17 protein-coding genes and 1 tRNA gene are annotated in these 18,986 nt (G+C 65.8%); 11 read left to right on the top strand and 7 right to left on the bottom strand.

Features of this window, described 5'->3' with window-relative positions:
* Positions 1-439: 439 nt before the first annotated feature.
* The 3 genes from CI41S_RS05645 to CI41S_RS05635 form a co-directional block, all read right to left on the bottom strand.
* Positions 440-1,807: an MFS transporter gene (locus tag CI41S_RS05645; protein WP_139857766.1), complete on the bottom strand. Its 1,368-nt coding sequence runs from the start codon at positions 1,805-1,807 to the stop codon at positions 440-442.
* 89 nt (positions 1,808-1,896) lie between these two features.
* Positions 1,897-3,426 carry an aldehyde dehydrogenase gene (locus CI41S_RS05640; protein ID WP_139857765.1) on the bottom strand — a complete coding sequence of 510 codons (1,530 nt, stop codon included), beginning with the start codon at positions 3,424-3,426 and terminating at the stop codon, positions 1,897-1,899.
* A complete protein-coding gene (locus CI41S_RS05635) occupies positions 3,423-4,073 on the bottom strand; it encodes a GntR family transcriptional regulator (RefSeq protein ID WP_139857764.1) in 651 nt (216 codons plus the stop codon). Before CI41S_RS05635 ends, CI41S_RS05640 begins: the two co-directional genes overlap by 4 nt.
* Positions 4,074-4,250: 177 nt before the next feature.
* On the opposite strand from CI41S_RS05635, the gene CI41S_RS05630 reads away from it, so the two are divergent.
* Positions 4,251-5,045, top strand: a complete 795-nt coding sequence (locus CI41S_RS05630) for an alpha/beta fold hydrolase (protein ID WP_139857763.1) — start codon at positions 4,251-4,253, stop codon at positions 5,043-5,045.
* 300 nt (positions 5,046-5,345) lie between these two features.
* Here the strand turns inward: CI41S_RS05630 and CI41S_RS05625 are convergent, their stop codons facing one another.
* Positions 5,346-9,095, bottom strand: a complete 3,750-nt coding sequence (locus CI41S_RS05625; protein ID WP_139857762.1) for a PAS domain-containing protein — start codon at positions 9,093-9,095, stop codon at positions 5,346-5,348.
* A 341-nt stretch (positions 9,096-9,436) separates the two neighbouring features.
* Here CI41S_RS05625 and CI41S_RS05620 point away from each other — a divergent pair, with 341 nt between their 5' ends.
* The 9 genes from CI41S_RS05620 to CI41S_RS05580 all read left to right on the top strand — a co-directional run bounded on the left by CI41S_RS05620 (position 9,437) and on the right by CI41S_RS05580 (position 17,016).
* Positions 9,437-9,820, top strand: a complete 384-nt coding sequence (locus CI41S_RS05620; RefSeq protein WP_139857761.1) for a phasin family protein — start codon at positions 9,437-9,439, stop codon at positions 9,818-9,820.
* A gap of 261 nt (positions 9,821-10,081) precedes the next feature.
* Positions 10,082-10,516, top strand: a complete 435-nt coding sequence (locus tag CI41S_RS05615) for a phasin (protein WP_139486520.1) — start codon at positions 10,082-10,084, stop codon at positions 10,514-10,516.
* A 189-nt stretch (positions 10,517-10,705) separates the two neighbouring features.
* A tRNA-His gene (locus tag CI41S_RS05610) sits at positions 10,706-10,782 on the top strand.
* A 582-nt stretch (positions 10,783-11,364) separates the two neighbouring features.
* Entirely contained in the window at positions 11,365-13,704 is a 2,340-nt protein-coding gene (locus tag CI41S_RS05605; protein ID WP_139857760.1) for a hypothetical protein, read from the top strand.
* 93 nt (positions 13,705-13,797) lie between these two features.
* The gene (locus CI41S_RS05600) at positions 13,798-14,814 is read left to right on the top strand and encodes a TAXI family TRAP transporter solute-binding subunit (protein WP_139858576.1); all 1,017 of its coding nucleotides are present in this window, start codon (positions 13,798-13,800) and stop codon (positions 14,812-14,814) included.
* Positions 14,811-15,368 (top strand): hypothetical protein, encoded by a 558-nt coding sequence (locus CI41S_RS05595; protein ID WP_139857759.1) that lies wholly within the window; start codon positions 14,811-14,813, stop codon positions 15,366-15,368. Before CI41S_RS05600 ends, CI41S_RS05595 begins: the two co-directional genes overlap by 4 nt.
* Positions 15,369-15,398: 30 nt before the next feature.
* Complete coding sequence (locus CI41S_RS05590; protein ID WP_139857758.1) at positions 15,399-15,965, top strand: DsrE family protein; 567 nt, start codon at positions 15,399-15,401, stop codon at positions 15,963-15,965.
* 259 nt (positions 15,966-16,224) lie between these two features.
* Complete coding sequence (locus tag CI41S_RS05585; protein ID WP_139486516.1) at positions 16,225-16,530, top strand: hypothetical protein; 306 nt, start codon at positions 16,225-16,227, stop codon at positions 16,528-16,530.
* Between the two features lie 168 nt (positions 16,531-16,698).
* Complete coding sequence (locus CI41S_RS05580; protein WP_172627154.1) at positions 16,699-17,016, top strand: hypothetical protein; 318 nt, start codon at positions 16,699-16,701, stop codon at positions 17,014-17,016.
* 9 nt (positions 17,017-17,025) lie between these two features.
* Here CI41S_RS05580 and CI41S_RS05575 read toward each other — a convergent pair whose 3' ends face one another.
* Positions 17,026-17,223, bottom strand: coding sequence for a hypothetical protein (locus CI41S_RS05575; RefSeq protein WP_139857757.1), 198 nt, complete (start codon positions 17,221-17,223; stop codon positions 17,026-17,028).
* Positions 17,224-17,257: 34 nt separating this feature from the next.
* Between CI41S_RS05575 and CI41S_RS05570 the strand changes: the two genes are divergently transcribed.
* Positions 17,258-17,938, top strand: a complete 681-nt coding sequence (locus tag CI41S_RS05570) for a ParA family protein (RefSeq protein WP_139857756.1) — start codon at positions 17,258-17,260, stop codon at positions 17,936-17,938.
* Between the two features lie 181 nt (positions 17,939-18,119).
* Here CI41S_RS05570 and CI41S_RS43305 read toward each other — a convergent pair whose 3' ends face one another.
* Together CI41S_RS43305 and CI41S_RS05565 are read right to left on the bottom strand one after the other, a co-directional pair.
* Positions 18,120-18,272: a hypothetical protein gene (locus CI41S_RS43305; protein WP_172627927.1), complete on the bottom strand. Its 153-nt coding sequence runs from the start codon at positions 18,270-18,272 to the stop codon at positions 18,120-18,122.
* Positions 18,273-18,418: 146 nt separating this feature from the next.
* A complete protein-coding gene (locus CI41S_RS05565) occupies positions 18,419-18,712 on the bottom strand; it encodes a DUF4282 domain-containing protein (RefSeq protein ID WP_139857755.1) in 294 nt (97 codons plus the stop codon).
* Positions 18,713-18,986 lie beyond the last annotated feature (274 nt).

Raw genomic sequence — 18,986 nt, 5'->3', positions numbered from 1 at the left:
CTACAACAATGCATGCAAATAATTCGGATTGCAGCAAGATCCATGCCGGTGCGGCGCGGATCGGGCGCGACAGAGTCTCGCAGGTCATGGACTGACGCTGGAGATTAAGCCGTCGGGCGCCGCGTCACGCCACGCTCTTAAGCTGTCGCACGTCGCTCACGTGAGGAGAGCACACCTCTCAGGCTCCCTCTCCCCTTGCGGGAGAGGGTTGGGGAGAGGGGTGGCCCCGGGCGAGATGATCGACGCGAGTGTCACTCTCGCAACGCTGGCTCGCGGGTCGTTGAAGCGTGTTGAGTGGAGAGAGTCCCCGTGTGGTACCCCTCTCCCTAACCCTCCCCCGCAAGGGGGGAGGGAACCCTTCCGCCGGTGGCTCCCTTACACGTAGAGCGTCACCCCATGACCCGGCATCGGCGCGGGCTGGCTTATGGCGCTCGCTGGCTTACGACGCTTCCTGGGGCAGCGCGGGTGCCGTCTCCTCGCCCTTCAGCTCCTCGAGGCTGCGGTGGCGCGGCTCGATGCCGAGGGCCCAGACCGTGACAATCTGGAGGACGAGCAGCCCGATCATCAGCGCCATCACGCCGGCGACGCCGCGTGCCTCGAACAGCATCACGACAAGGAACGGCGTGACGATGGTGGCGCCGCGGCCGAGCGTGTTGACGATGCCGGAGGCGCGCAGCCGCACCTCGGTCGGGAACAGTTCGGGGATGTAGATTCCGAACAGCAGCGCCACCAGCACGTAGATCGGCACGGTCAGCGCGAAGCCGACGGCGGGCAGCAGCACGGGATCCGAGATCATCGGATAGATCGCGCCGAGGATCACCGAGACCAGCGACGCGCCGATGATGGTGGGCTTGCGGCCCCAGCGGTCGGCAGTCAGGGCGCCGATCGCCGAGCCGATCGGCGCGCCGAGCGCCATCAAGAGCGAGTAGCCGAACGACGTCGCGATCGAGAGGCCCTGCTTGATGAAGAACACCGGCAGCCAGGTGACGAAACCGTAGAGCAGGGTGTTGATCGTGATCAGGCAGATCGCGCCGACGATCATGCGCGACAGCAGCGGCGCGGTAAACAGCGTGGCGAGTTCGCCCTGCACCGGTGCCGTCGTTGCCGCCGCGGGGGCCGGCAAAGGCTGGCCCTGGGCCGCTTCCTTCTCGATCGCCTGCATTAGCGCCTCGGCCTCGGCGGTTCGGCCGACGGCCTCGAGCCAGCGCGGCGATTCCGGCAGCGACTTGCGCAAGTACCAGACCACCATGGCGCCGACGCCGCCGAGCACGAACATGGCGCGCCAGCCGAAATGCGGTACGACGACGGACGCCACCAGCAGCGCCACGGGAAGCCCGGTCACCACGCAGACCGCGGTGAAGCCGAGCCACTTGCCGCGGCTGCGCGCCGGCACGAATTCGGTCATCGTGGAATAGCCGACGACGTTCTCGGCGCCGAGCCCGACGCCCATCACGAAACGGCAGGCAATCAGGAACGCCATGTTGGGCGCGAAAGCCGCCGCGAGCGAGGCGATGCCGAACAGGAGCAGATTGAACTGGTAGGTGAAGCGCCGGCCGTAGCGGTCGCCGAGAAAGCCGGTGCCGAACGACCCCAGCATCATGCCGACGAAGGTCGCCGAGATGAACGCGGCGTTCTCGGCGAGGGTGGAGAATCCGGTCTTCAGCGTCACGCCGAGCACGGTGCCGGCGATATAGATGTCGAAGCCGTCGAAGAACATGCCGATGCCGATCAGCAGCATGATGCGGCGATGAAACGGCCCGACCGGCAGCCGGTCGAGCCGGCCCCCCGCATTGACTGATGTCGACATGTGCGCGCTCCCTTGACTGTTTCCTCGGTGATGCGGCCCGCCGTCTGTGGGCGGTGCCGCCGGCAATGCTTTGGTCAGTTCAGACTTGGTCAGTTCAATCGGCGCTGGCTCGCCGTGTCGCGGTACCAGTCGAACGGCTGCTCGTGGGTCGCGACCATCACGCTCTTGGTGTTGAAGTGGGCGTCAAAACTCTCGGTGCCGCATTCGCGCCCGATGCCGGAATCGTCGACGCCGCCCCAGGGCGAGGCCGGATCGAGCCGGTGGTGGTCGTTGATCCAGACGATGCCGGCCTTGACCGCGGCGGCAACGCGATGCGCGCGCGCGACGTCGCGGGTGCGAATGGCGGCGGCAAGGCCGAACGGCGAGTCATTGGCGAGCCGCAGCGCGTCGGCCTCGTCCTTGAACGGGGTGACCGAGGTGAACGGACCGAACACCTCCTCCTGGAAGATGCGCATGTCGGAGCGGACGTCGGCGAACACGGTGGGCTCGACGAAATAGCCGTTCTCGTGGCCTGCAATCCTGGCGGCGACGCCGCCGGTGACGAGCCGCGCGCCGTCTTCATGGCCGTAGCGCGCGTAGCTCAGCACGCGGTCGCGCTGGCGGGCGGAGATCACCGGGCCGAGCTGGGTGTTGGGATCGAACGGATCGCCGATCCGGATCGCGCGGGTCTTCGCGTTCAGCTTCTCGACGAATTCGTCGTAGATCGAGGCCTGCACGATGTGGCGCGAGGCGCAGACACAGGTCTGGCCGGCGCCGATGAAGGCGCCGAACGCGGCGTAGTTGACGGCGCGGTCGACGTCGAAATCGTCGAACACCATCACCGGCGTCTTGCCGCCGAGCTCCATGGTCTGGTGCGCGAACACTTTTGCGGCCGCGCTGCCGGCGATGCGGCCCGCTTCGGTGCCGCCGGTCAGCACCAGCTTGTCGATGTCGCCATGCTCGGCCAGCATCTTGCCCGCGCTCTGGCCGAGCCCGAGCACGATGTTGAAGACGCCGGGCGGCAGCCCGGCCTCGGTGAAGATCTGGGCGAGCTTCAGCGTCGTCAGCGGGGTGTATTCCGACGGCTTGACCACGGTGACGCAGCCGGTGGCGAGCACCACGGCCAGCGACTTGCACAGGATCATCAGCGGATGATTGAACGGCGTGCAGTTGGCGACGATCCCGATCGGCGTGCGCAGTGTGTAGTTCAAATACGCGCCTTCCACGGGAATCACGTAGTCGCGGCGCGACAGCGCAACGCCGGCGAAGTAGCGGAAGAAATCCGGCAGGCGGGACAATTGCGCGCGGGTCTCGTTGACGGGACGGCCGTTGTTGAGGGTTTCCAGGCGGTACAGCGCGTCGAGATTGGCTTCGAACGCGTCGGCAAGCCTGTTGACGAGCCTTGCACGGGCGCGCGTATCCATGCCGCCCCACGCCTTGCCCTCGAAGGCTGCGCGCGCGCTCTTCATCGCGCGGTCGATGTCCGCGGCGGTGGAGTTCGGGATCCTGGCGATGACGTCGCCGGTCGCGGGGTTGCGGACATCGAGCATCTCGCCGCCTCCGGCCTCGACCTCGCGCCCGTCAATGAAATTGCCGTGGATCTCGACGTCGATCGACGCCGGCTTCGACGGGATGTTCATGCTGACCTCTCTTCGATAATCACTGCGTTGCGCTTGAGCGCCGGCAGCACGCGTTTTTCGGTGTCGGCGATGTGCGCCTTGATGATGCGGGCCGCGGTGCGCGCCTCGCGCTGTTGCATGGCGTCGATCAGGGCGGCGTGTTCGGCCACCAGCTTCGCCGGGTCGTGGCCCTTCAGATTGGAGATGCTGACGCGCACCAGCCGGTCGGCCTGGCCGATCAGGTCGCACAGCGCGCTCGCCATGCGGCGGTTGCCGGATGCATGCGCCAGCGCGGTGTGGAAGCTGCGATTGTAGGCGATGAAGTCCTCATGGTTGCCGGCGAAGCGGCGGAATTCATCGAGTGATTTCAGGACACTGTCGGGCGCGCTCTCGATCGCCTCGGCGACGCAGGCCGGCTCCAGCGCAAGGCGGAAACGTAACAGGTCGCGCGCGTCGGCCAGCGAGATCGGATTGACCCGGTAGCCCTGGCGGGGCTGCACCGTCACGAGGTGCTCGCGTTCGAGCCGCAGCAGGGCGTCGCGGACCGGCTGGCGGCTGACGGCGTAGCGCTCCGCCAGATCCTGCTCGCGTATTTCATCGCCCGGCGCTAACTCGCATGATAAAATATCAGCCCGTAGATTTTCGTAGATATTTTCGCGCAGCAGCATGGAACGACCAAGCCTCCTGGCTCTAATTTGGCAATCGTGAAATATCACGTCAAGCCCTCAATCCTTGAATTTCATGTCATTTCGGGTATCAATCGCCGTGGAAACGGCGCCCTGCTGCCCGGCCGCAAGGCCGTGTCGCAGCGTTGGGACGCCGTGAATTTGTGAAAGAGACCGGCAATGGACAGGCTTTTCGCGAGCGGCACCGTCAGCGCAGCAGTTTCGGGGGAGGGACCGCCGCTGCTGCTGTTTCACTCGCTGCTGTCGGACCGCGCGAGCTTCGACGCGGTCGTTCCCGATCTCGCCGCGTCGTTTCGCACCATCGTTCCGGAACTGCCAGGATTCGGCCGCTCGCATGCGGTCGACGGCGGCCTTGCGGCGGTTGCCGACCGCATGGCGGATGCCGTGCACGATGCGGCGGGCGGTGTGCCGGCCATCGTGCTCGGCAACGGCTATGGCGGCTTCGTCGCGCTGCAGATGGCGATCCGGCATCCGGCGGTCGTCAGCAAATTGATTCTCGCCGACGCCGGCGCTGCGTTTTCCGAACCGGGGCGCGAGGCGTTTCGGACCATGGCGAAGGTATCGCGCGAGAAGGGGCTGGCGGCGATCACCGACGTCGCGATGCGGCGGTTGTTCGCGGTGGAATTTCAGGCGCAGCATCCCGCGCTGATGCAGGACCGGCGCGACGCGTTCCTGCGCACCGACCCCGACGTGTTCCGCGCTGCATGCGACGCGCTGGCGAGCCTCGACCTCCGCGCCGACCTCGCCGGCATGACCGTGCCGACCCGCGTCGTGGTCGGCGAATTCGACGAGGCGACGCCGCCGCCGATGTCATACGAGCTTGCTGCCGCCCTGCCGCGCGCCAGTCTCAGGATCATCCCGGGATGCGCCCACGTCCCGCAACTGCAGTCGCCGAAACTGTTCCTCGATACGATCGGGGACTTCCTGTCGCTCAAGCAGACTGCTTCGGCCTGAGCGGGGCGTTCACGCCCGCGCCCTCATGCCCCAGCCTCGCCGAAGTGAGGAGAGCACGCTCGTCAGGCTCCCTCTCCCCTTGCGGGAGAGGGTTGGGGAGACGGGTAGCCCCGGACGAGATGATTGACGTGACCGTCGGTCCCGCAATCTCGATCGCGTGTCGATGAAGCGAGCTGAGTGGAGAGAGTCCCCGTGTGGTACCCCTCTCCCTAACCCCCCCCCCCGCAAGGGGGGAGGGAACCCTTCCGCCGGTGGCTGCCTTACACGAAGCGCGGAGAGCGTCGTGCTTGCGTTGCCCCCTTACGCTCTTGCTGCGGCGTGCGAAAACACCACTTCGATCAGGGTGCCGGAGCGGCCGGCGGTGCGGATCTGGAATTTGGCGCGGTTGGCTTCGACCAGCGCTTTGGTCAGCGACAGGCTGACGCCGCCGGAGCCGGCCTGGTCCGATGGCGCGGGGGCCCGGAACGGCTCCAGGGCGGCAGCGACCTCGTTGTCGTTCATGCTCTGGCCGGTGTCGCGCACCCGCAGCATCACCTCGCCGAAATCCGACAGCGCGGTCGAGACGATCACCTGGCCGCCGGCATTGGCGAGATGGATCGAGTTGCCGATCAGGTTCAGCGTGATCTGGCGCAGCGCGCGGGCGTCGGCGACAACAGGCGGCAGCGTATGCGCGAGCGAGGTGCGGATGATGATGCGCTCGCGGTTGGCCTGCGGCTGCATCACCGCGACGCAGCTCTCCACCATCTCGTTGAGGTTCTGGCTGGCGAAGGCGAGGTCGAGCTTGCCGGTCTCGATCTGCGCGAGGTCGAGCAGGTCGTTGACGATCGCGATCACGCGCTCGCCGGAGGCGCGGATGTCCTTCATGTATTCGACGTAGCGCTCGTTGCCGAGCGCGCCGAAGCGCTCGCCGATCATCACCTCGGCAAAGCCGATGATGGCGTTGAGCGGCGTGCGCAGCTCGTGGCTGATCCGTGCCAGCATGTCGGATCTTGCAGTGGCGGCGCGCTCGGCGAGCCGGCGCGCCTCGCGCAGCTCGCCCTCGCTCTTCTTCGCCTGCGAGAGGTCGCGGAACACGGCGAAGAAGTTCGGGCCGTCGGCGCGGGTGCGGCCCATCGTCACCGATAGCGGGATGATGCCGCCCTGGCGGACGCGGCCGAGCGTCTCGCGGCCGTGGTCGAGCAGGCTGGCGACGCCGGCCGATTTCACGCTCGTGAGATAGTCGAAGACGCCGGGCCGGCTTTCCGGCGCGAACAGATCGGCGAGGTTGTGCTTGATCAGCTCCTCGCCGTCATAGCCGAACAGCGCTTCCGCGCTGCGGTTGCAGGAATGGATCCGGCCCTCGGCATCGAACATGATGATGCCCTCGGCCGCGGTGTCGAGGATCGCGCCCAGCTCTTCGGCATCGGCGTGGCCGGCCTGCGGCTGCGCGGGCGCCAACACCGGCTCTGCGATGGCAGCGGGCTCGGGATCGGACAGCGCGGCGGCGATCGTGGCATCCTCGTCATGGGTGCGCGAGAAGATCAGCGCCAGCGCGGAGTCGTCGTCCCAGCTGATGGTGTGCAGCCGCGCCTCGGCGGAGACCGAGCGTGCGTCGTCACCGCCGTTTTGATTGGCCGAGATCGTGACCGGCGTGCCGGTGCCCGACGTGCTGCTGGCGTGCGAGACGCCGGGCTCGACATAAAGCGCATCGAGCCCGCCGGCGGCTTCCAGCGCGTGCAGGCTGTCATGGCCCATGCGGGTAAGGAAGGCCTGGTTGGCATAGAGCAGGCGGTCGAGCCGGTAGATCAAAATGCCGACCGGCAGCAGATCGAGCAGCGCGCGGTCGCGGCGCGAACTGCCGCGCGGCGCCGGCTCGGCCTTCGTCAACCATGCGGCCTGCTGGCGCTCGTCCTGCGGACGCTCTTCCTGCTGGCGCTCTTCATTACGCTGCCTGGGCTCCTCCTGCTGCGGCGCGCTTGCGGGCGGCTCGCGGACCGTCTCCGCGGCGGCGCTCTCGGTGGCAGCCGTGCGGCTCGCTTCGTTCTCGAGCCGCGCCGACAATTGACGGGCGAGCTCGTTGAAGGCGTGGTTCTCGACCGGCGTCAGCGACGGCGGCCTGGCGTCGCCGGTGTGCGGGAACGGCACCACATTCTGCGGCGTGTCGTAACGCACCTCGTGCGTGTCTTGCGGCGTTTCCACGGCGTGATCCGGATCGGCTGGGTGTGAAGTCTCTAGTGCTGTCGGCTCGTTCAATTCCTCGGGTGGTGAAGCTGCGTTGATCTCGGGCGGCGGCGCCGCTGGCGGCGTTGGGACGGCGGCCACCGGCTCGGGTGGCGCGACGTCGGCCGACAGCGGCTGCGGCGCGGAGCCGCTGAAGAACTCATAGCGGCGCAAGGCGGCGAGTCGCGCAAGGCCGTCGAGGTCGCGGCACACACCAAAGCCGCGATAGCCGGCGAAATTCCTGTTGCGGTCGAACACCGGCAGGCCGGACAGCTCGACCGGCAGCCGGCCGCCGCCGTCGACCGGCCAGTGCAGCGTGATGCCGCTCCAGGTGTCGTGGCCCGCGAACGCCTTCATGACGCGGCCCTCGGGATCGAGCCCGAAGGCCGCGGCGATGTCGCTCCAGAGCCGGCCGAAGCCGGCCGCCGTGTGCATGCCGATCAGGCGGGTGAATTCGTCCGAGCCGAGCGAGAAGCGGCCTTCATGGTCCATCTGCCACATGAAGCGCAGCGGATGCCGCCGCGTCGGCAGCGGTTCGTCGAGCCATGACGGCGCCGCCACCGGCGCGGGTGGCGCAGGCGCCGGCGCGGCATCCTGAGCGGGCAGGTCCGCGATCGCGTAGGGCGAGAGGACCGGCTCGGGCGGAGCTGCCGCAGGCACGGGAGCGGGCGTGCTGCCCTGAGGCGTGAGATCGGGCGCGGCCGCTTGGGGCGCTACTTCGGTTTCCGCAGCGGCTGTCACCTCGTCCTTGTCCGCCGCCACCTCCGTCAGCGCTTCTGTCAGCGGTTCGTCAGCCTCGTCCGGCGTCGCCTCCATCAGCGCTTCGATCAACAGCTCATCGGCCGGAGGAGCGTCGCCCGATGTGGCGTCAGGATGCGCGGGCACAGGTTCGGCCTGCGGAGTTTCCTCGGGCGGCGGCGGTTCTGCCGGCGCGGCGTCGGCAGTCTCCGGTGCGCCGACGACCGGCTCGGCCGTGGCAGGCTCTTCCGGCGACGGGTCGAGCGCGTCGAACAGCGTGAAGGTTTCGGGCGTGTTGCCGCTCGACGCGGGGGCTTCGTGAGGCGTCGGTTCTGCGACCGGCTCCGGCGGCGGCTCAGCCGCGACTGCGTCTTGCGGCGGGATCGGGGCCGGCGCTTCCGGAGCCGTCTCTGGCGCAACGATATCAGGCACGACCGGCGGCGCGGGCTGTGCCGCGCGAACCAGCCTCGGCTTGATCAGCGCGACCAGCGCGAGGTCGGCGCCGCGGCCGATCCGGTGCAGCACGACGCGGCCGATTGCAACGCTCTCCGATGCACGGCCCTGCTTCAGCGCATCAGTGCGCGCGGTGTCGAGTCCGGCCTCGGTGAGATCGTGCAGGCCGGGCAGCGGCCGCGCGCCGTCATTGGTGGCAATCAGCAGGCCGTCGCCGGAGAAAGCCGCGGCGGGGCGCGGCAGTCCCTGCACCAGCCGCTGCAGCCGTTCGGCCAGCGCCATGCTGCGGCCGGACCCGTTGATCGCGGTCATCAGCACGCCATGGCTGCGATCGGGCAAGTCGATCCGCGCGCAGCCGCAGGTCGCGAGCATTCCGGGCGCGGCGCCGAAGCCGGGCAGCCGTTCCAGCCGCACCGCGCCGCCCGCGGCCAGCGTCCTGCCGAGCCTTGCGACCTGGCGGCGGTGCGGATCGGCCGGACCGAAGGTGCGCTTCGCGAGCTCGGTGGCGTTTGCGGCACCAAACACCTGCGCGCCGACCGGATTGGCCCAGAGGATCCGCGCGCCGTCGGCCGACCACAGCCACGCCGGCAGCGCGCTGGCGGCATGGTCGGCTAGCCTCGCATCGCCGAGCGCCTGGATCTGGAATTCCGCGTCATTCATCGCGCAAGATTGGGTCGCATGGGTTGAGCTTTCCTCCTCGATCGCCGGAGCGGCCGGCGGCCCGGAAAGCCTTCAAGGGGGACAGCCTTAACAGATGGTTAGTATCGCAAGCCGACAGCGGCAGGTCCACGGCCCGGCCCGGCCGGGGCGCGGCAAAGGCGGGATAACGTTAACTCGGCTGAACGATCCACCGCGCTCTTGCGTTGAAGGGAAGCCGTTGCAGCAGGCGCAGGATGCGGAACCGGAGCGGCGCCGCGTCACACCTGCGATGCGGCACCCCGGTATATCTGCCGCGGCCTGCCAAGGCCATCCGGCAGGTCGATCAAGCCAAGGAGACGCCAATGACCAGTAACGGGCGTGACCATTTCGAGATTCCGAAGGACGTGCGATCGATGGCCGAAACCAGCTTCGACCAGGCACGCAAGGCGTTCGAGCAGTTCGTCTCGAACGCGGAAGCCGCGGCTGGCCGGATCGAGGAGCGCAACTCCACGATGCGCGCCGGCGCCAGGGACATTTCCACCAAAGCGCTCGCCTATGCCGAGCAGAACGTGCAGGCGTCGCTGGACTATGCCCAGTCGCTGCTCAAGGCCAAGGATTTCACCGAGATCATGAAGCTGCACGGCGAATATGTGCAGGGCCAGATGCGCGCGCTTGCCGAGCAGGCCAGCGAGATGGGCCAGACCGTCGGCCGCGCGGCGATGGAGGCGGTGAAGCCGAACAACTGACCGCCGGCCGAGCTGGCCGGCATCCCTTCGCCGGGCGCAGGTAACGGAATATTCCGTGTCATAAAAAATATGGCGTCGCACACGATCTTACGTTGCGTTGCACAAAATTGACATGATATGGGTGTTTACTTGTGAGGCCCGACGAAGGGCATTCCCCGTGAACCAAGGCAGCGTGATCCTCCTCAACGTTCGGACTTTCCAGGTTCCGGGACGTCGCGAGGGGTCACATCGATTACCACCCGTTGCGAAGGATGCACGTCAATGACCAACCCGTCCGATCCGTTTTCCGCTTCGATCATCCCGTTTGAGGTTCCCGAGCAGATGCGTGCGTTCGCCGAAAAGGGCGTGCTGCAGGCCCGCGACAGCTACGCCAAGTTCAAGGACGCTGCCGAGACCCACAACTCCACGGTCGAGGCCGTGTTCTCGTCCTACAACAAGGGCGCCAGCGCCTACTCGGCCAAGCTGATCGAGTTCTTCAAGGCCAACACCACCTCCTCGCTCGACTTCGCGCAGGAGCTGTTCGGCGTGAAGACGCCGTCGGAGGCGCTCGAGCTGTGGACGGCGCACGCGCGCAAGCAGTTCGAGACCTACACCGCGCAGGCCAAGGAACTGGCCGAGCTCGGCCAGAAGGTCGTCAACGAGGCCGCCGAGCCGATCAAGGCCAACGCCTCGAAGTACTACAAGCCGGCCGCCTGAGCGCGACCCGCAGACCATCAGCGAAGGCCCGGGCCGCGCGTCCGGGCCTTTTTCTTTAACGATGGGGCGCGAAAATCGCCCATTCCCAAGGTGCAAAAGCCTGCGTTACGGCCTTGCCAAACTCCGGCGTTGCACCTAGTTTCCGCCCGAAATCGCCGCCCCCCTTTCGGCGGGGCCGCGCGCCAGGATGCAGTTGTAGCTCAGTTGGTTAGAGCGCCTGTCTGTGGAACAGGAGGTCGGTGGTTCGAGCCCACCCAACTGTACCATCACCCGTTTGCAGCGCTCAGCCCTCAGCGTCTTACCGACGGGCCAGATCTGTCGCCCAAATCTGCTTGCCTCCGCGACGTTGGCGCAGCCTCACCGAACGCGCTGACCTCGCGGAATCTTCGCCTCGAGGTTGCGGTTGATGCGGCGGGCTGACGTGCTCCTTCCACCCAATTGAGCTCGACGATCCAGTTCACTCGGCCTTTGCGCCTGCTTCCCCGTATTGCGGTGGCCGCTCCACATGGAACCGCGCCAGTGGACGCGCTGACGCCGCCGCAATTTTTTCACCTTCGCCGCAGGCACAAATTCGGTACCCCTGAAGGAGTATTGAGGCGCTGTCCGCGCGGGCATAGCGTGCCGCGCTGGGGGAATGGAGCTGGAATAGTCCGATCACATCGTCAAAATAAATAATCGTCCTTGCTATGCGCCACGCGATCGAGACTGCACCGAGGGACGGGACAGTACTTATCCTCGAGCACGATCCGACTGGGACCAGTGATATCGCTTACTGGTCAGTTGAAGCCGGTCAATGGTTCGCTGAAGATGGTACGCCAAGCGAGATCACGCCGACGCATTGGCGGTCAGTGTCGGACGACGATGAATATCTCCCAGAAGAGTTCGATCAATCGAGCAACTCCTCTCGACTTGGACAGTGGTCGTTGGGCGCGCGGCTGCTTGCGGCCTGTCTGATCGCTGCGGCGGTCTTCGCGGCGGCGTATATGCGAATCAATTCCGATCTTGAGCAAGACAGCTTGTTAGCGGGCGAGGGCTCGCGGAAGAGCGAGATGTCGGCGCTTCAACAGCAGTCCGGGACCAAGGCCACATCGCAGGCGGCCGTGCGGGCCGGGCAGTCCGTGGACGCGTCGACGTCGCAGACGCAATCATCTCTGGAGCCGCGTCGAGAGTTCCTGGCGAACGAACTGTCCGAGGCCCGGCAGGCCGTCGAGCGGCTCGATGCGCAGCTAAGGGCGGAAGCCGCGAGGAGCGCGCAATTGCTGGACAAGGAGCAGCAGAAAACGGCTGCTCTCGCGCAGGAAGCCGCAGCCGCGCGACAGGAGCTGGCCACAAGCACGGCAGGACATCGTCAGGCGCTCGACGACGAACGCGCACGGAGTGCCGCGTTGGCGAGCGAACTCGCCACCGCGCAGCGCGACAACGAGGTGCAGGCTGCGCAATTGCGCAAGACGCGTGCGGAAATGGAGCAGCTCAGACAGGCAAAAGCTGCAGATAGCGCCCAATTGCTCGACCAGGAGCGGCAGAAAACGAATGCCCTCGCGGAGGAAGCTGCAGCCGCGCAGCGAGCGCTGACCGCAAGCACGGCAGCACATCGTCAGGCGCTCGACGAGGAACGCGCGCACAGCGCCGCGTTGGCGAGCGGACTCGCCACTGCGCAGCGTGAAAACGAGATGCAGGCGGCGCAATTGCGCAAGGCGGGCGAGGAGATGGAGCGGCTCAAGCAGGCGAGAGCGGCGAACAGTGCACAATCGCTCGACCAGGAGCGACAGAAGACCGATGCCCTCGCGCAGGAGGCGGCGGCCGCGCGAGAAGAGTTGACCACAAGCACGGCAAGACATGATCAAGCGCTCGACGAGGAGCGCGCGCACAGTGCCGCACTGGCGAGTGCGCTCGCCGCAGCGCAGCGCGAAAACGAGACGCAGGCGGCGCAATTGCGCAAGGCGAACGAGGACGCAGAGCGGCTCAAGCAGGCGGCAACAGCGAACGACGCACAATTGCACGACCTGGAGCGGCAGAAGACGGATGCCCTCACGCAGGCCGCGGCCGCGCAACAAGCGCTGACCGCGAGCACGGCAAAACATCGTCAAGCGCTCGACGAGGAACGCGCGCACAGCGCCGCGCTGGCAAGCGGACTCGCCACGGCGCAGCACGACAACGAGATGCAGGCGGCGAAACTGCGCAAGACGAGCGAGGACGCCGAGCAGCTCAGGCAGGCCGAAGTCGCGAACAGCGCGCAGGCGCTCGACCAGGAGCGGCAGAAAGCGGCTGCCCTCGCACAGGAGGCCGCGGCTGCGCGACAGGAGCTGGCTACGAGCACGGAGGAACATCGTCAAGCGCTCGACAAGGAACGCGCGCGCAGCGCCGCACTGGCGAGCGCGCTCGCCACGGCGCAGCACGACAATGAGGCGCAGGCGGCGCAATTGCGCAAGACGGGCGACGAAGCCGAGCAGCTCAGGCAGGCAGGAGCGGCGAGCAGCGCAAAATCGCTCGACCAGGAGCGGCAGAAGGCGGCTGCCCTCGCACAGGAGGCCGCGGCCGCGCGGCAAGAACTGGCCACAAGTACGGAAAAGCATCGTCAGGCGCTCGACGAGGAACGCGCGCGCACTGCCGCACTGGCGGACGAACTGGCCACCGCGCGGCGCGACAACGGGATACAGACGGCGCAATTGCAGAAGGCGAGCGAGGAAACGCTGCAGCTCCGGCGTTCGACGGAGAGTTCGATGACCGAGTTGCGACAAGCCCTGCAGCAAGAGCGCAGCCGGACCGAGGCGACGGCACGCGACGCCGAGTCCGCGCGGCGTGCGACCGATCTACGTGTTCCCGCCGAGGCCGCGGTCAACAGTAACACCTCCAGAACAGCGCAGGCGACGGACGCAGCGGCGACGGTGCAGCCGGCGACCGGAGAAGCGCCAGAAAATCCGGAGGCAACGAGGCTGATCGCGCGCGCCCGCACGCTGCTCGGTCAGGGAAACATCGGCGCGGCGCGGACCGTGCTCCAGCGCGCCGTCGAGACCGGCAGCGCACTGGCAAACTTCACGCTCGCGGAGACCTATGATCCCGGCATTCTCTCCACATGGGGAACATACGGAACACGGGGCGATGCGACGAAGGCGCGGGAATTTTACGTGAGGGCGCAGGCCGGCGGAATTCGGGTTGCGAAGGATCGATTGGACAAGCTGAATCAGTAGAAGAATTGACGTCGGATATTTTGCGCGTCGGGCTTCGACGTGGCCAGCGGCACCGAAGCCGAGGCGGTTTTGCGAGGGAGTTTTCCGATGAATATGACCCTTATATCGCGCTTGTTGCTCGCCGTGTTGGCGCCGGCGATTCTGGCTCTTCAGCCCGTCACTGTGGAGGCGCAGACGCAGCGCGTCCGCCAGATGCAGCGCTCTCCCGCCGAAATAGAAAGAAGGGAGCGGATGAATGCCTGGACGGTCGGCCTTGCCGGCGGGTTGATCGAGGGGGCGCCGCTTCGGCTTGCGGCCGAGATCGCTCGCGTCGTCGACGACGGGCCGAATCTGCATGTCCTGCCGATCGTCACCCGCGGCGCCACCGAGAACCTGAATTCGCTGCTCTATTTGCGCGGGGTCGATGTCGCGATCATCAATTCCGATGCGCTCGAAGAGTACAGGATCCAGGTCCCGGGGATTCAGCGCCGGATCACTTACCTGCTCAATCTCTTCCCCTCGGAGCTGCATGTTTTTGTTCGGCCCGAGATCCAGAGCCTGCAGGATCTCGCCGGCAAGAAGGTGAATTTCAACACCCAGGGCACGGCTGCCGCCTATTCGGGGCCGCTGATCTTCAGCCGTCTCGGCATCGAGGCGGAGAAGACCTTCATTCCGCATCAGGTCGCGCTGGAGCAGATGCGCAAGGGCGAGATGGCGGCGGTCGTTTTCATCACCTCGAAGCCGGTCGATGCGTTCGTGCGCGGACGCTGGGATCCCGGCTTCAAGTTCCTCCCCGTGAAATATGAAAGCAAATTCGAGGATTACTATCTTCCCGCGGTGCTGGAGGCGCGCGAGTACCCCAACCTGATCAAGCAGGACCAGAGTATACCGACCATTGCGGTGCCGACCGCCCTGGTTGCGTATAACTGGCCGGCTGAATCCAACCGCTATCAGCGCGTCGCCCGCCTCGTCGATACCCTGTTTTCCCGGATCGATAAGCTGCAGGCGCCGGGCTTCGACCCGAAATGGCAGTCGATCAATCTCGCCGCGACGGTGCCCGGCCTCGACCGGTTCGGGGCAGCGCAGGAGTGGCTGGATCGACAGGCGCGCACTGCGCGCGTATCGCGATGAGAGCGATCGCTCTGGCCATCGCATTGGAAATCGTGAGCGGGTTCGCTCTTGCGCAAGGCGCGACCGATGCGACCGGGGCTCTTGGGCCGGCTCGCCCGGCCACGGCGGTCGACAATTGGATTGTCAGCGCGACGACGTCGCCCGTGGACTACAAGCCGATTGTCACCGCCACGACCTTTTCGCGCGACGGCTCAAGTGGCTCGTCGATGCATCTGTCGATTCATTGCCATGCCGGCCGTACGGAGCTTGTCGTCGCAGGGCCGGCCTTCGAGCGCAGCAGGGACGGTTACGCGATTTCCTATCGCATCAATGACCATCCGCCGGTGACGCTTGCGGGAGCTTCGCCATTGTCTGGAACGGGCGTTGCGTTCACCGGCGACGTCGTGGGCTTGCTGCAGTCTTTTCCTGAAGAGGGAGAGGTTGCCATCCGTCTTGTGAGCCGAAACGGAGCGGCACTGGAAGGGCATTTCCTGCTTGCCGGACTGAAGCGGGTGCGGGGTCGGTTCGCCGAGGTGTGTAAATGGCCACAAGCCGCAGCGAAGCCACGCGGCTGAGCGTAGTCGAACTCTCAAGGGAGATACGTCATGATGAAGAGTGGAAATACCGTCGGAGTGGTGGCCTGGGTCATAGCGCTGTTCATCGCGGTGCCGCCATCTGCGGTCGCACAGGAGAAAACGCTCGCGACGCCGCCGTCGGTGGCAGCGCAGCCGAAGGCGCGCGTGGCGCCGTCGTCGGCGACGAAGCATGTGGCGACGGCGCAATCGAAGGGCCCTGCCGCCGCAAAATCGCATCGCCTGATCCTTCAGGTCAATGCCAACGATCCCGCGATGATGAACCTTGCGCTCAACAACGCAACCAACGTGATGCAGTATTACAAGGACCTCGGCGAGGAGGTGAAGGTCGACATCGTCGCTTACGGTCCTGGCCTGCACATGCTGCGCGACGACACCTCGCCGGTGAAGACGAGGATCAAGACCATCTCGGAAAACTCGCCGTCGATCTCCTTCGAAGCCTGCGGCAATACGCGGGAAAACATGAGCAAGGTTGAAAGCAAGGAGATCCCCCTGATTTCGGAGGCGAAGGTCGTGAAATCGGGCGTCGTGCGTGTCATGGAGCTGCAGGAGCAGGGATGGTCGTATGTGAAGCCGTGACGCGCTGCGATAGCAACGCCGAACCGGCACCATACCGCTCCGCATCATCTCCGTGATGCCGCCCAGCTGCGTCACGGAGCCAGATCTCGGGAAAAAATATAGGGATCAAGCCTATAAAGGGGGCCAAAGCCCCCACCACCCCGGCGTGTCATCTCGCCCGCTTGCGCTTCCTCGTCCGTTCACCCACTATCCCCCGAAACGCCGCCTTGGGGGGATGCGCATGGGGATCGCTGGTTCAAGGACAGTTTCGTTTGCGTTGATGTCAGCTTTCGGGCTTGCGGTCGCGCTGGTGCCGAGCCGGGGCGAGGCTTATACAGCCGAGCAGCAGCAGGCTTGCACGCCGGATGCGTTCCGGCTCTGCGGGCCCGAGATCCCGGATGTCGATCGGGTCACCGTCTGCATGATCAGGAACAAGGCGCTGCTGTCGCCGGCGTGCAAGGCGTTCTTCCGCCCGGGTCCGGAACCGCGCGAGGCGCGCGAGCGCATGGAACGGCGGCCGGTCGCGGTCAAGCGCAAGCCCGCGAAGTCGCATCGGGCGAAGAAGCCGAAACCGGCGGCCAACTGAGCGCGTTGGTCCACGCAGCTGGCGCCTGGCTGTGAACGCGTCGGCGGTTTCAAGGCCTGCATGCGCGACAGACTGACGCGTTGTGACGCTGTCACGCAGCATCATCTCTGCTGCTTGTGTGCTTTACGGACTCCGTTCCGCCACGCGGGATGGATGGAGAGGACAAGCGTGAGCGAATACTACAAACTGGAAATCGATCGGCACTTCGCCTGGTTCGAGGCAAAACTTCCCGCCGGGCCGGCGCGCTTCGTCGCGTGGCTGCGCAAGCCGTCGTCGATCTATGTGCGGATTCCGCTCGCGTTGCTCTTGATCGTCGGCGGCATCTTCAGCTTCCTGCCGGTGCTCGGACTCTGGATGCTGCCGCTCGGACTCCTTTTGTTCGCGCAGGATGTTCCGTTCCTGCAGAAACCCACCGCGCAATTGCTCGGCTGGATCGAACGCAAATGGATCGAGCGCGAGCGCGCAAAGGCCGCCGAAAAGCGCTAGGGCCGCGAGTCAAATCAAGCGGTTAGCTTTTTGTTTTGACTCGGCTTCTTCACACGGGACGCCGCTCGCGTCGCGCGCAAATCCATGCTCCATTTCCGGTTGTGTCATAAATGAAGTGTGACTCAAAAACCAGAATGCGCCGGTAATCTTGGCGGCTTTGCGATTTGCAAGAAGTTTTTTCTTTCGCGAATCATCGTGCTGATTCATTTTCGCCTCCTGGGGTCAATGTGGAGGCCAAGGTATGAACGTCATTGTTTTCGCTTCGCGTAAGGGGGGCTCGGGGAAAAGCACCCTGGCTGCTCACCTCGCCGCGCAAGTGCACAAGGCAACGAAGCCGTGTCTGCTGATCGATGCCGACCCGCAGGGCTCGCTGACCCTGTGGCACAAATTGCGCGGCACCAACGAGCCGCAGATCAAGACGGCCGTGAACTCGGTCGGTGGAATCCTGGCGCAAGCCAAGCGTGACGGTATCGAATGGGTGTTCATCGACACGCCGCCGAATCTCTCGGCCGTCGTCGACGACTCCATCAAGAACGCAACGATGGTGATCATTCCGGCGCGGCCCGGCGTGTTCGACGTCAATGCGGTGCAGGAAACCATCCAGACCTGCCGCTCGATGCGCAAGCCCTACGCCGTCGTGATCAACGGCGCGCCGGCGCAGCGCGACAATGCCGAAAGCCGCATCGTCGCGATCGCGCGCGAGGCGCTGGCGAAATTCCGCGCACCGGTGTGGAGCGGCCAGATCACCAACCGCGCCGATCTTCTGATGGCGCTCGGCCAGGGTGAAGGCGCCCGCGAATACTACGCGGAAGGCCGCGCCGCCGCCGAGATCCAGCGGCTGTGGGGCGCGATCGAACGCTCGATCAAGGCGATCCGCGGCACGGCGTCGGCGTCCGGCGCGATGCACAAGCAAGCGGCGTAACAACGCCGCTTTTTTTGCCCGAACTGGAAGAACGCGCGGGTCCCGCGCGTTTTTTGTGACCAGAAGTCATTCCGGGGCATGCGAAGCGTGAACCCGGACTCTCGAGATTCTCCGGTGCGCAATTGCGCACCATAGTTCGATGCTGACGCATCGCCCCGGAATGACGGTGGGTGAGTGCCGCTTACGCCACCATCAGCAAATAAAACAGGATCACCGGCGCCAGGGTCAGGATCACCGACCAGATGCCGACAGCCCACAAAATATCCTCGGCGGTAAAGCCCGGCTTGGTGACAAGTCCCGGCCTCACCGCAATCAAACGGCTATTGGAATTCACGACGCCCCCGCGTTGGTCTTCAGCTCAGCGGGGACGCTGATACGCGACCGGCCTTTAAAATCCCGGTCGCGATTTGTTTCGCATTTGCCGGCGGCTGCTACTTCGGATTAACCACGCGCGGGCCGATCGGACGTCCGCAGCAAGGCTCAGCGCGTGCCGCCCTGGTCGCGGATCGCGCCGAGATGCTCGTTGATGCGAAACACGATCAGGATGAACTCAGCGACGATGCGCGAGAACACGATGCCGACGATGACGCTGGCGATCGATGCCAGCAGCAGGATGAAGCCGACGAACGGGCTGATCGCCATCGCCGACAGCGCCGACAGGATGCCGGAGATCCCGAACAGCACGATGACACCGATCACCAGCCAGTAGAACGTCTTGATGATCGTGGGCGTGATGAAGCGGTCCCACTGGAACAGATCCTGGAAATCGAACATCGATAGTTCTCCCGGCAAGCCGAATGTGATTCGCGTCTCATCCTCATCCTACTGCGTCATAACCGGCCTGATCACCTCATCCTGAGGCGCTTGCGCAGCAAGCGTCGCGGCGGACGAGGGCACCGGCCGGGCCGCATGGTTCGAGAACGGCGCCAAGGCGCCTGCTCGCCATGAGGCCATTCAAGCCGCAGACTGTCCCCGCAAAGGGCCGGCCCTCAGCCGGGCGCCGGCGGCGAAGGGGCGAGCTATGCGAGTGGGCCGGTTGTGATTGCCG

Origin of the sequence: Bradyrhizobium ivorense (genome assembly GCF_900696085.1) — a bacterium.
GTDB lineage: Bacteria > Pseudomonadota > Alphaproteobacteria > Rhizobiales > Xanthobacteraceae > Bradyrhizobium > Bradyrhizobium ivorense.
Note: the sequence above shows the minus strand (reverse complement) of the source record. Positions and strands in the feature narration are given on the sequence as shown.